This is a genomic window from Acidithiobacillus thiooxidans ATCC 19377 (genome assembly GCF_009662475.1).
Classification (GTDB): domain Bacteria; phylum Pseudomonadota; class Gammaproteobacteria; order Acidithiobacillales; family Acidithiobacillaceae; genus Acidithiobacillus; species Acidithiobacillus thiooxidans.
This window is the reverse complement of the sequence record NZ_CP045571.1, coordinates 2,372,335-2,384,769: the sequence shown is the minus strand read 5'-3', so window position 1 is coordinate 2,384,769 and position 12,435 is coordinate 2,372,335. Positions and strand designations below refer to the sequence as shown.

General features: G+C 49.5%; 15 protein-coding genes and 1 pseudogene. 8 read left to right on the top strand and 8 right to left on the bottom strand.

Annotated elements, in window-relative coordinates; genetic code table 11:
- Nucleotides 1-88 precede the first annotated feature (88 nt).
- The 8 genes and pseudogenes from GCD22_RS12625 to GCD22_RS12590 all read left to right on the top strand — a co-directional run.
- On the top strand, nt 89-1,336 hold the full coding sequence (locus GCD22_RS12625) for a helix-hairpin-helix domain-containing protein (protein WP_139110778.1): 1,248 nt from the start codon (nt 89-91) through the stop codon (nt 1,334-1,336).
- An 8-nt stretch (nt 1,337-1,344) separates the two neighbouring features.
- On the top strand, nt 1,345-1,917 hold the full coding sequence (locus tag GCD22_RS12620; protein WP_244947529.1) for a S26 family signal peptidase: 573 nt from the start codon (nt 1,345-1,347) through the stop codon (nt 1,915-1,917).
- A 1-nt stretch (nt 1,918) separates the two neighbouring features.
- Nucleotides 1,919-2,170: a hypothetical protein gene (locus GCD22_RS12615; RefSeq protein ID WP_024895289.1), complete on the top strand. Its 252-nt coding sequence runs from the start codon at nt 1,919-1,921 to the stop codon at nt 2,168-2,170.
- 7 nt (nt 2,171-2,177) lie between these two features.
- On the top strand, nt 2,178-2,519 hold the full coding sequence (locus GCD22_RS12610) for a hypothetical protein (protein ID WP_024895290.1): 342 nt from the start codon (nt 2,178-2,180) through the stop codon (nt 2,517-2,519).
- A 77-nt stretch (nt 2,520-2,596) separates the two neighbouring features.
- Nucleotides 2,597-3,034: a hypothetical protein gene (locus tag GCD22_RS12605; RefSeq protein ID WP_024895291.1), complete on the top strand. Its 438-nt coding sequence runs from the start codon at nt 2,597-2,599 to the stop codon at nt 3,032-3,034.
- Nucleotides 3,031-3,831 carry a ParA family protein gene (locus GCD22_RS12600; protein WP_024895292.1) on the top strand — a complete coding sequence of 267 codons (801 nt, stop codon included), beginning with the start codon at nt 3,031-3,033 and terminating at the stop codon, nt 3,829-3,831. Before GCD22_RS12605 ends, GCD22_RS12600 begins: the two co-directional genes overlap by 4 nt.
- Nucleotides 3,809-5,209 carry a ParB/RepB/Spo0J family partition protein gene (locus GCD22_RS12595; protein WP_024895293.1) on the top strand — a complete coding sequence of 467 codons (1,401 nt, stop codon included), beginning with the start codon at nt 3,809-3,811 and terminating at the stop codon, nt 5,207-5,209. Before GCD22_RS12600 ends, GCD22_RS12595 begins: the two co-directional genes overlap by 23 nt.
- A gap of 251 nt (nt 5,210-5,460) precedes the next feature.
- A pseudogene (locus GCD22_RS12590) lies at nt 5,461-6,612 on the top strand (chloride channel protein); the annotation flags it as partial.
- Nucleotides 6,613-6,812: 200 nt separating this feature from the next.
- On the opposite strand, the gene GCD22_RS12585 reads toward GCD22_RS12590, so the two are convergent.
- From GCD22_RS12585 to GCD22_RS12550, 8 genes are all read right to left on the bottom strand, one after another.
- On the bottom strand, nt 6,813-7,259 hold the full coding sequence (locus GCD22_RS12585) for a biotin/lipoyl attachment domain-containing protein (RefSeq protein ID WP_024895295.1): 447 nt from the start codon (nt 7,257-7,259) through the stop codon (nt 6,813-6,815).
- Nucleotides 7,256-7,714 (bottom strand): hemerythrin domain-containing protein, encoded by a 459-nt coding sequence (locus GCD22_RS12580; RefSeq protein WP_065957845.1) that lies wholly within the window; start codon nt 7,712-7,714, stop codon nt 7,256-7,258. Before GCD22_RS12580 ends, GCD22_RS12585 begins: the two co-directional genes overlap by 4 nt.
- 85 nt (nt 7,715-7,799) lie before the next feature.
- A complete protein-coding gene (locus GCD22_RS12575; protein ID WP_065957850.1) occupies nt 7,800-8,045 on the bottom strand; it encodes a thioredoxin family protein in 246 nt (81 codons plus the stop codon).
- A gap of 20 nt (nt 8,046-8,065) precedes the next feature.
- On the bottom strand, nt 8,066-9,046 hold the full coding sequence (locus tag GCD22_RS12570; RefSeq protein ID WP_153940808.1) for a 2Fe-2S iron-sulfur cluster-binding protein: 981 nt from the start codon (nt 9,044-9,046) through the stop codon (nt 8,066-8,068).
- Between the two features lie 59 nt (nt 9,047-9,105).
- Nucleotides 9,106-9,567, bottom strand: a complete 462-nt coding sequence (locus GCD22_RS12565; protein ID WP_024895366.1) for a globin domain-containing protein — start codon at nt 9,565-9,567, stop codon at nt 9,106-9,108.
- 161 nt (nt 9,568-9,728) lie between these two features.
- On the bottom strand, nt 9,729-10,247 hold the full coding sequence (locus tag GCD22_RS12560; RefSeq protein ID WP_024895365.1) for a hemerythrin domain-containing protein: 519 nt from the start codon (nt 10,245-10,247) through the stop codon (nt 9,729-9,731).
- A gap of 129 nt (nt 10,248-10,376) precedes the next feature.
- A complete protein-coding gene (locus GCD22_RS12555) occupies nt 10,377-10,934 on the bottom strand; it encodes a DsrE family protein (protein ID WP_077273039.1) in 558 nt (185 codons plus the stop codon).
- Nucleotides 10,935-11,119: 185 nt separating this feature from the next.
- Nucleotides 11,120-12,427, bottom strand: a complete 1,308-nt coding sequence (locus GCD22_RS12550; RefSeq protein ID WP_081577249.1) for an MFS transporter — start codon at nt 12,425-12,427, stop codon at nt 11,120-11,122.
- Nucleotides 12,428-12,435: the final 8 nt, after the last annotated feature.

Genomic DNA, 12,435 nt, shown 5'->3' with positions numbered 1-12,435 from the left:
TTGCACCTCATGGGCTATACCATACCTGATAGTGTTTGGGGTTGATGTAGGTTGTCTGGAAAAGCCAATGGTGGCAAGGGGGCTTTTTGTGAAAAATTGGATGTGTCATTGGTTAGGGATGCATCAACATTCTACTGCTCCTGAAAACAGTGGGCGGGAATTGGATGACCGGGAAACGGATGAACAGGGTTGCTCTAGTATGAATGCTGTTGTCAGCACCCCCTCTGAAGTTCACGATGACGGAGTGGAGGTAGACACGATGGATAATGAATTGGAAGAATTGGAGTCGATGGTGAATGCTTCTGTTCCCCGAAAAGTTTTTTCTCTTTCGCGTCGTGGTGCGCCGGATTTTTTGCCACCAGCACCGGAAACTTTGGATCGTCTGACAAGCTCGGTGGAATTTGATGAAGACAAAGCGGATTTACGGGCTTTGGAAGATTTTATGCGGGATTGCGATCGGACTGAAAAAAAGTTTTCAGACATTCAGGCCCATGCTAATCGGGATGAATGGTCATATCCCGAAAGCATTCAAAAAACGCCGAATATGCCCGATGCGTTTTTCTTGCAACGTCCATCACCATTGAATGATGTGAAGGAATTGATCCGCCTGGTGCGCGGAGATTTGGCGCGGATGCTGGCTGAAGTTCAACTGATTGAATCAACGGGACGATCTTTGGAAGAGGAGGATATTTCCGTCATTCACTCCGTGTTTTTTGCGATACATGACCAAATGACGCCGCTTTCTTCTGAATCGGTTAATCTTAAAATGGCCGCTATGCGACTTGATTTACAGGCAATGGAAGTCCAGGTAGAGAAATTTCGGGATATGGCGCAGCAATGTCGCGATATCGTGGAGACTATGCGCTATGGTTATCACGTTTCCAGGACGGCTTATCGGGTGGCCTTAAAAACAGCGGATGCCCTATTTGATGCTTACCAGCGTGAAATTTGCAAGTCTTACGTTGATCCCCAGGATTTGAGTGCTGCGAATTTACCTGCAGGGATCCGTACAAGGTTGGAAGAACGAGGGTGCCATACCATAAAAGACTTGGCGCTTATGTCAAACGAGCAGATTCTGTCCATTCCTGAGATTGGTCCTGTTCGCCGCGAACGAATTAGGAAATTTTTTCAAAACAACAATCTTCCGGCCTTATGTACGGCGATGTTGCCTATCCACGAGATTGTTGGACTAGATTGGAGATCGGTAGCTGAACGGAATGAAAGCAAGGATCATCAATGGATGGCTCCAAAATGCTACGGAAATATGGTTTTTGAGGCGCGGATGGATGGGCAAAGCACCTTTATTTACACGTCAGAAGTCTTATCCTCTCAATGAGGTTTCACATGTTCTCTTTGCGTAGAGTCGAATGGATATACTGGTCGCTGGTAGGATTCATCGTTCTGGTTGGCGTGGGCATGCTTTTCGGGCACTTTGAAAGGTTGGTGGTTACTGATTCCACTTGCCAGCCGGTTGGGTTTTATCAGTTGCTTGGGACCCCTTTACCACTTCACGATGGGGAACTGGTAGAAGTCGAAATCCCGGGTCCGCAGGATCATCCAGCGGTCGCAGAGGGATTGAAGTATCATTGGTTTCCGAAAGGCGAGCCCTGGATCAAGAATGTGGTGGCTTTGCCCGGCCAGACGGTGGTTCTCAAACGGCAGGGTGTCCGGGTAGATGGCCGGTTATTGCCGAATAGTCATGTCGATAGATGGACACCCGGGCATCATCATCGGATTCTGCACTATCCATTTGGTACTTATCATCTGAAACAGGGACAGGTTTGGCTCTATGCCTCTGGTAATTATGCCTTCGATTCGAGTTATTACGGACCGGTTTCGGAAAACAATATCCTGGAAAAGGTGCGTCCGTGGTGGGTGATTCCTGGAAGCCAATTCTGGCTGAAAAAAGGGGATTAAGGTGGTCAAGGTCAGGTTGTTGGCTGTCATCCTGACGTTGATTGAAGCGGTGGGCATGATTCTCTCGCTCCTTCTGATCTGCGCAATGGTCGTCATGGTGCCCGGTTTTCATTTTCCTTTGCCAAGAATTCAAATAATCAAAGGGATTGTTACCGGCCTTTTGTTCTCACCAGTAGGGGATGTCCTGTTTTTTGTTTTTCTCGAAGCGTTTAGAAGGATCTACATAAAAAATATGATGAAATTTTCAGAATGAAGTCAGAATGCACATCTATCATAAAGGCACGATAACTGCTGAGGTGGGCCTGGGTGTCTGGGGCATCGCTATTGGTCTTGCCAGTTTGCGCGGCCATGGGTATCCGATCACCGAATACTGGATTGCCGCCGGGTTTGCTGTCGGTTTTCTTTGTATTGTCTGGGGTATTGCCTGGGAAATGCGCACAGACAAAGAACAGGTTTCAGAAAGTGCACTGACGACACTGCACTGGTACGCAAGATTCTGTCCGCATGCCAAAGACCTGTTGCAGCGCACAAGCCATCCGACCTGGTCAGAAGCTTTTGCGGTCGAATCGTTGTGTCGAAAGCGATACCGTCATGTCGTCTGAATGTTTTCCGAAAACAGGGTATACCATTACGTCATGTGTTATGCTATACCATAACCAAATTCAGGAAGAGGTTTTGTATGCGAAAAATCATCGTAAAAGGGCAGACGTTTGATGAGATTCCGACGCGTGTGCCCGTTAAAATGCACATGTATGCCAAGGCGTTGGCTTTTGCTCTGAATCAGAACTTGCGACAGAGTTATATCGAAATGACTGAAAAGTTTTTGCGTGAAAAGCCTTGGGAAACGGGTCTGAAGTGGCGCCAGACCAAAGGGCTATCCCAGACACTTACGGAAAGTGCGGGGCGCCAGGCTACCGGATGGATGCAAATCAACATGCGTGTGACTCCCGAGCAAGGGGCCGATCTAACGCGGATTGCACAGAGTGCGGATATCAGCATGTCATCGGTTACCTATACCATCCTGTATTGGTGGACCTGGTATGTTTATCCGCCAGCCTATGAACGTGAAAGGCGTGCAAAGCTGCAGGCCCAGAGAAGTGGGGGATCAAAAGCGTGAAAGCGATTACCGTGATGAATCGGAAGGGCGGGGTGGGGAAAACCACCATTGCCCTACATTTGGCCGCGTGTGCTGCTGAAATGGGACTAAAAACACTCCTAGTGGACATGGATAGTCAATGCAATGCTACGACTATAGTAACCAGAAAAGTACGCAAATCATCTGACCTGGATATTGCGGTGACCGATCTTTGGGATGAAGATTCCGAGATGGAATTCAGGAAATATGACGACTTTAATTTTTTTATTCTGCCGGGTAGTGAACATGCAGTGGCTGTTCCTGGACAGGGAACAGTGAATCCTGAAGGTATGCGGGAAGCCCGCATGGCGATGGATCGGTTGCGTGAGTTCTCATTTGATCTGATTGTTTTCGATGTGCCCCCCGCACCCGGGGTGCTACAACTGGCCCCCATGTTGTTGGGCGGGGTACTGGTCATACCGGTGATACCGGATACCCTGGCGGTTCAGGGGATGGTCGGTGCTATTCGTGATCGTCAAATGGTCCTGAATTCCGGTGTGCCACTGGATATGACCATCTTGATCAATAAATACAAGATGACAAGTGCCAACCAGTCACGCATGATCGAAATGTTACGAAAAACTGTTCATAAAGACAGTGTGTTGCCCGAGGTCTTTACGGATCGGGTGTTGGCACCCGATGCGCTGCGCGAAGGTAAGGCGGTGTGGCAATATGCACCCAGAGACCCTGGCGCGAGTGTTTGGCGCAGAGTTTGTGTCAGAATAGTCGAAAATTTGCTGAATAAGGAGGTTGAAGGTGGCGAAGATCAAGAAGGATGATGTGATGGAGTCTTTGGCATTTGCGCTTCAGGAAGACGCTGAAGGGCAAAATGGATCTGGAACATCTTCTGCCGGAAAGAAAAGCGGAGGACGGAATCTGTCTGAAAACCTGCCTTCTGGCCTGTTTTTGAAGTTGGATGAAATTACGCCCGATCCCAATCAACCCCGTCGTTTATCCGATGAAGCAGACGAAGATTTGGAACTGCTGGCGGAAAGCATTTTGCGTCATGGTGTGATTCAACCCATTACGGTCAGGCGACTGGATGGTGGATTCCAGATTGTGACTGGCGAGAGACGCTGGCGGGCATCCCGGCATGCGCTCTCTACTGGGAAGAAATGCGAACGTCCTGGCTACGATTTGAGCCGTATCCCTGCTGTTCTGGTAGAACCTCAGTCCGATGTAGATCGACTGGAAATGCAGATGGTCGAGAATCTGGCGCGGGCTGATATGAGCCCGCTGGATACCGCTTATGCACTTCAATCATTGATTGAGACCCAAAAGGTCAGCCAGGAAGAGTTGGGTCGCCGTCTGGGACGTTCGCGGACCTGGGTGAACCAGATGTTGAGCAAAGTGCATCCCGATGCCCGGGCATTGATCGAGCACCTGGAAATAGATGTGAATGCCGTTGGTCAGAATGAGCTCGTTCGGCTCATGGGCTGGTGGCGCGATACCGAGGGTAAGCGCGCGATTTTCGTGGATCTGAAAGAGCGCGTCAGCGCAGGCATTGAACTGAAGCGCACGGTCATTGATGAAGCAGAAGAAATCTGGACGCTACGCAATGGTTTAGGTTTGCAGGATCGATCAGATTTGAGCATGGAACAATTGCGCGAAGCGCAGGATTGGGTATCGTCCAATGATGCGGCCAAGCGCCTGGCATTCCAGAATCTGAAGTCGGGCATGTCTTCAGAGCAGGCACTACGGGCTGCTTACCAAGACGAAACAACGGCCCCAGAAGTGTCGAGTCCTCTTGATTCAGAGGGTGAGGAAGTATTGCCTACGCCGGATCCGGATGAGGGTGCGGCAGATCATTATCTGGATGAGGATGAAGAAGAGAGTGAGCCCGAATTTTCCGGCACATTGTCTGCAGTGGCTGCCGATGCGGTCTCTGTCGCACGTCAGCCTTCTGGGCGGGTGCCGAAGCCCACAGCCGGCACCGAAACGCATGGAATGGAATGGGAAGCTGCCAATGCGTCGGGGGTGTCCAGCGCGGCCAGGGCGCTCGCCGAAACAGGGGATGTGATGCCTGAAATGACGGTGAGTCTGTCGCATGGCTTGCTGTCCCGTCTTTTTCAGAAAGCGGGTCGGCATTATCATCCTTTGCAGGATGATGTAGCTGATGTCCTGGAAGTTCTGGAAGTGGTGGCTGAGGAAGGTTAGATTAGAAGCATTCATGATGGAGTCTATGTCTAGCGGTCGATAGCAAATCCTCAGTTGTCAAACAGCGCCAGTGATTGGCCAGTTTTCAGCAGAAATCAGCGTTTGGGTTGTTCATCCTTGAAAACATCAGTTTTTTCTAATATACAAAATATTTCAATGCGCTGATGATTTATATTCCGCGATATGGGGTGGTAAAAACATGATGCTGAAAGTTGGCCAATGAATGACGCTGATTAACAGTTCCACTCGGTGGCGCGCTTTTTGCGCTGGAAGTCCTGCTGGGTTCAGTGGCCTTACCTCTTCTGTTGCCCGCCATTACCACGGCATTGATTGCTACTGCAGTTTCCTGGATCACTCTTCCTGACCAGCCCACGTACACACTTCCAATTTATACGTTTCATATCGGAGAACTGTGCTGGTCGCTCCTATTTGGACCATTAGCCGGCGTTATGTCTGTTTTGTTTGTTCGTCTCATTATATGGGCGGATCTCCATAAGCCTCAGTCGGGATGGTTTATGTGGGCACCCCTGCTTATGTTTACCTTGCTTGGGATATTGTCCATCCCTTATCCACAACTTTTAGGAAATGGAAAGGATGTCACTGAGTTTGCTTTTAATAGCCAACTTCCTTTACTTCTAATGCTTACTCTTGTCGTGTTAAAACCCCTGGTGACGGCAGGGTGTCTTGGAAGTGGTGCTCCGGGAGGTCTTTTCACACCCAGTATTACCTATGGAGCGGTGTTAGGAGGATCAATGGGTGATTTGTGGTCTTTGATCTGGCCTGGAGCGGCTATTGGAAGTTACGCCGTAATTGGCGCGGGTGCTTTACTCGCTGCAACGATGCAAGCGCCTCTGGCCGCCATAGTTTTGCTGCTGGAACTCACGCACAATACTATGGGCATTATGATTCCTGTTCTGTTAGCCATAGTATCCGCTGTTTTCACTGCTCGCCTGTTAGATAAGCGGTCTATTTATTCTGGCCCTGCCGGTATTGAGCCATTCATTGAGCAAGTCTCTACGCACCCAGTACATACTGCATTTGATGACCTGATCACGCCGTCATTTCAGAATATCGTGCCGATCTCTGCCAGCTACAGCCACCTTGTAAAGTTGATGAGTACTGACGATCCCCCGCACAATTTCTATGTGGTGGATCACAGCGGTCAACTCGCCGGTATGATTTTTTCGAAAAACCTAAGAACTGCGGACTTGCTGACGCGTACCTTGAATGTTGCAGCGGCCGACGATTTGAAAACACCAATTACCGCTATTCGATCCGATCAGAGCCGTAAAGAGGTCATCGATCTTCTTGATCAACCTTATTTTTCCGAGATGCCAGTGATTGATTGTGTCAACAAACGATATATAGGTGTTGTCAGGTCATCTTCGATAATCTGTAAATAGCTATTCATCGTAATCCATCTGGCTAGCCGCACCGGGGTGAACGTCAGTCAGTTTGTAGCGCGAGGAGATTCGACCGCTATCATCATCCGCGACTACGTATGCATACACATCCCACCACCTGAGCGCCCCAGCCAGTCAGGTCCAGTCCAGAAGGACGCGGGCGGGCTGAGCGTAAAACGGCTTGCGGCCTGTTTCATGGATCATTCCGAACAGCGCATACACTGCACCCCATACCGTTTGATCCAGGCCTCCAGTGCTTCAATAGCTTCACTACCGGTTTTGACGTTGTCCAGGGCATGTTGGGGATCATCCGGTTTGATGCGGGCAATCCAGGCGTCTTTGTAAGGATCAATATTGATCAGGTGTGGGTCTTCCAACAATTGCTCATTGCGGGCAATGACTTCACCGGCAAAGGGCACGGGTACGCCGCCCGCCCATTTGCCACTTTCCAGCGTAGCCACATGCCGTCCGGCCTCCAGATGTGTTCCGACTTTTTTAATACGGGCTTTTTGCAGGCGGCCCGACATGGTCTGTGCAGGGTCTGTGACGCCAATCGTCAGCGTACCGTCCTCTTCCGGACGCACCCAGACATAATCGAGATCATAAAACAGGTCTTCAGGTAGTTCACAACCATTATGTTCGCTCATGATCTGGCCTCCGCCTCAAAGTCGAGAATACGCTTTCCCGCAGCTTCACCCTGATCCGCCAATGCGGCAGCCAGATAGGGATAAAGTTCAGTTTCCTCCTTGGCATCGTGTTGTTTGAGAATGGTTTGGACGGTACTCAGCAGATCGTCAAAGGTCTCGGCGTCTTGGTCTGCAATGGCCTCCGCCATTTCTTCAAAAAACACCCGCAGATCCTGATGCCCCTTGCGGAGTAGCGCAGTCAGAGGATGATCTTCGCTACCTTCCTGCAGCTCAAAGGCAGGGAATAAGGTGTTTTCTTCCACAACCATATGACCATCGACAATCCCATGGCGGAAGGCTTCCAGTAACTGCGCAGCTTCCTGCCATGCGCCTTGGCGGACAGCCTGGGCACTTTGCTCCAAAAGTTGATCCAGGCGTTCATGGTCCTGTTGCATGATCTGATCTATGGGTGTCATGACATTCTCCAAAAAGGTTGTGGTGTGTTTCTACGGGACATGAACGTGGCCGAAGCTTTGTTCAGGCGCATTCAGGAAGTTGTATTCATTGGACGCCGAGCATTTTCAGCACTTCGCCCAGAGGCTGTGCGCCCACTGTCTTCAGGGCACCGTCCACGACAATGGCCGGGACCGTTTTAATGCGCAGATTGCTGACGATTTCGCGCCCTTCGCGATCCGCCACATCCAGTACCTGCAGTTCCATCGGCACCTTTTCCGCAGCTTGTTTCCATACTGCTTCAGCCTGCGGGCAAACCGGGCACCATTTCGAGACCAGAATTTGTACTTTCATCTTCATCTCCTCCAATCGCGCTAACCGTTGGGTGCAAAAGAATCAAAATGTATGTGCGCATGAGGCACGTCATGAGAACGCAGGAGATCAATGGCCGCTTCTATCATGCCGGGTCCGCCACACAAATACACTTCATGATCCTGCCAGTGGCCGTTGGCTGCCACCGTGGGCAGAAGACGGCGGGCACCTTTCCACTGCGTATCTTCGCCATCGGAAATGGTGGGTGTAAAAGTGAAATGGGCATACTGTCCGGCCCATTGCTGCAGGGTTTCCAGATGATAAAAATCCCGCTGTTTTTTGGCGCCGTAAAAAAGATGAATCGGGCGGGTTTGCCCTGTGTGCATACTTTCCTGAATGATGGCTTCAATGGGTGCCAATCCTGTTCCTGCGGCAATACAAAGCAGGGGCCGCGTATTATCCTGGAGAGCGAAGTCTCCTTGTGGCGGTCCGAGCGTGATTGCGTCGCCGCATTGAGCCTGGTAGAAAAGCCAGCGACTGAACAGACCACCCGGAAGTTCGCGGATATGAAAAACCAACTCGTCCCGGTCCTGTGGAGGGGTGGCCATGGAGTAAGAACGCCATTGATTTTCCTGTCCCGGCACGGCCATCCGTGCATATTGCCCGCTTCGGTATGGATAGGGTTTTTCCGGCCGTAACCGCAGTTCCAGCACATTCCAGGCCAGTTTGCTCAACCCCACAATTTCAGTATTCCAGACGTCCCCGGAAATCACTTCAGCCTGCAGCCGCAGATCACTGCGCGGATAAAGCTTGCACAAAATGGCCATGCCCGCAGCGCGCTCTGTAGGCAATAAAAGCAGGGGCATGAAGGGTCCCTGCTCACTTTCTCCGGACAGGATGGTGCCCTTGCAATCTCCGCAAGAACCGCTGGCGCATCCATGTTTAATGGCCACATGATGGGCTTTTGCTGCTTCGACAATATTCTGGCTTTCATCCGCCTTGAAGCGGACACCGGAGGGCTCTAGACAAATTTCGTATTCCATGGCGTCACCTCATCAGCGTGGCGCAGCGGAAATATTCCTGCGCCACCGGTATGCTTTAATCACACAGCAGGCGGAACGTCGTCGATGGTGACCGGGACAAAACGGGAAGGAGCCATCGCCTCATAGGCGGCCTCAATACAAACCGTGGACGCGAGGTTGTAGGCCTCAATCCAGGATTCTGCCATTTCCTGAGTCCATGCAGCGCCCAGAAAATGTTTCAGGGTATTGAGCAGGCTTTTACCGACGATGGGATAATGTTCCGGACGCGTATCATATTTGATGTGTGAAATGCCCAGTTCTTTCAGATAAGGGACCAACACTTCCAGATTGTCGATAGTGGTCGCAATCAGAATGACCGAATTAAAAAGCCGAATACGTTGTTCGGTCATGTCTCCCGGAAACATTTTCCGGACTTCCGGAAAATGCGTAAACATATAGTCATAAAAGTGCTCGGCTACCGGAACACCCAGGTCTTTCACGGCTGCACCACTGGACTGGATCAGTTGAATATTAATGCTCATTTATTGGTTACTCCTTCTATATGAAACAAATGAAGACAGATGCCTACTTGTGTGCTACGGCCCCAGTGTAACGAACTATCATTGGACATTCCTTGACTTTGGTCAAGTTCGCATTCCTTACCTTGTTGTGTTGATAGAGATGATTTCTCGTTAAACATGGATTATGTGAGTGGCCCGACATGACGTGCTCGCATGGCCGCACCAATTTCGACCAGGGTATCCCTCGACAACAATTGTAGGGCTACGGGAAAGATTTCATTGTTTTCGAGGATAATGTGGGCGCGATTCATAGCGATGAAAGCGGTTGGAGAAAGATGAACTTCTTTCCCGGCCACTATCGCTTCCAGATCTTGAGAAAGTTTTGACCATGCTTTTTCTAGATCACGATGCTGTAGGCTCAGATTGTGTAAGGGGGCGCGTAGGTTTTCTGGAAAATCGGGGTAAGCAGTGAGTAAAGGGAAAAGATTTTGTTCTTCATCGTCATGATGAAGGCGTTCAGCCTGACAGAAATATTTGAGGACACGCCCAGCAGCCTGCCTGGCTTCCTCATCTGGTCCGTGACTGACCAGATGTGCAGGCAACTGTTCCAGTGTTTCGCAATGGCTCAAAATTTTGTTATGACAGGCCAGCAGTAGACCAATAGGATCATCAAAGTCAGGAGCAGTAAAAAAAAGTGACATGATAAAGGTACTCCTTTGCGTCGGGAAAGAAGGAAGACGTCTGTGTTTCTCCCTGCGTCACGATTCTTAATCGTGCTAGCGGCAGGGGGGTGGTGATTACGTAGGTTTTGGGAACATTGCAACCAGGCTCTACATTTTGACTTCGGCCCAACCTTCATTATGACGTTTCATCAGCTCTGCCATGCCTCCAGCCACTACATTCACTCCGGGAGCTAATTGACGCGCCGTAATATGCAGCCGACGCATGGATGTTTGACAGGCTACGAAACGAACTCCACGCATCTGTAAAATGGTAATTTCCATGGCATCCGGAGCATTCTTTAAGAGCATTTGCAGGCCAGGCCCCCAGGCCAACACTTCCAACCGGGCAGGTGGAATGCCGACCTTGTGGACGATGTGAGTGACTGCACCAAGAGTCATCGTCCACGCTGATGGTTTTGCTGAGTCGACTTCAAAGAGCATTCGGTAAGGTCCGTGGCCCCAAGCAGGCTCATTGGCGGCCCACGCCACCCCATAACTGAGCAATAGTGAATAACAAAGCAGAATGGTTATAAGCCATTTCGTAGGCTTTTCTTTTGCAGCTTTGATTGTCGTTGCAGATCTGCTTCTACGTGTGAACGCTTGATTCAATACCTCAAAAGTACAAACTCTGTGCAGGCTGTTTAGTAAGTAATTATTCCATATCATCTTAAGGCTCCATTGTTAATGGGCAGTTTCGGTAAGAGATTAATCAAATACATCAATAGTAAGCGTCGTTTTGGCTCTTCTGTACCAGGAAACCCATGGCTCAACGAGAGAGAAAATTTTCATTTTGTTCTTTAGCGGTAGTGGCGGACAGAATGATAGCAAAGAATACTTAATCACGAAAAATATCAGCGACTGAGATGTGCCGTGAGATTTTCTCTGGTTCTATACAGCAACCAAACCAATAACAAACATAAGATGGATAATAAAATATATATACCGAATCCTAAGGCGTAGCCGTTGATACCCACTAATGCAACGATATCTCCTAGTATCGGAGGAATTGCGAAACCACCAAGACACCCCAATCCTCCGACCCAACCCGCAGTACCACCTACAGCATCTGGTACGTAATGTGGGACCAGTTTAAACACCGCAGCATTATTCACCCCCATACCCGCACCAACCAATATTTCCCCAATGATGGTTAACCATAACAAGCTGGAAAAAGTCATAATTACAGATCCAACTAGCAATACAACCAGCGAAATAACTGCGGTCTTTTCGCCACCCATCTCGTCAGACAATTTTCCACCATAAACGCGAATAAATGCCGCAATTAATGAAAATACCGCAGTAAGCACTACGGAATGAAATGCGCCCACATGGAAATACGTTTGCCAGAAAATAGGCAACCATGCAGTTAACGCAAGAAATCCGCCAAAATTTGTAAAATACAGAATAACTAGAGGCCAGGTCCGCCAATGCTTTGCCGATAAAAGGAGCGTATGCCAGGTCCCGCCAGTAGGAAAAAGCTCTTGACCGTACTTTTTGGCTTCCTCAGTAGCACGAGCAGTATCATGGTTTCGTTTATAGAATTGGTAATATGGTGCATTCAATCCCATGAGGTAATAAATTATTATTCCAACGATAATAATTGCCAAGGAAAACAAATACCCACCCCAAAGGCCGACGGTCATAATAACAGCCGGCAATATCAAGACAACAAATCCCGGTGATGAATCACCGAGTCCACCAAAAACGGCGAGCGCCCATCCTTGTTTCTTTTTTGAGTACCAATACGATACCTGTCCAATACCAACAGAGAATGTGGCAATTCCACACCCTGCTAGTGCACCAAAGGTTAATAGCATCGGATAGTATTTTTCCGTAAGATGATTCGGATATAGCGTCAGAAGCATCCAATAAAGCCCGGCAATACCAATAACGGATGCAATTAGCAATACAAGAAAGGGTAATCGACCACCATTCCTGTCAACAGATGCACCAAAGGGTATGCGCAGCAGGGATCCAGTGAGCATAGGCATAGCTACCAATAGTCCCACTTGTTGGGGAGACAGGTGCATAGCTTTCAGAAAGATGTGTGCGGTTGGCCCAAACAGGGAAACAGACCCTGCACCAATAAAAAATCCTATGGTTGCGCCAATTAATGCGCGGTTGGCCGATCCGGTTACTGTGGGTTGGGTGGCTCCCACGTTACCTC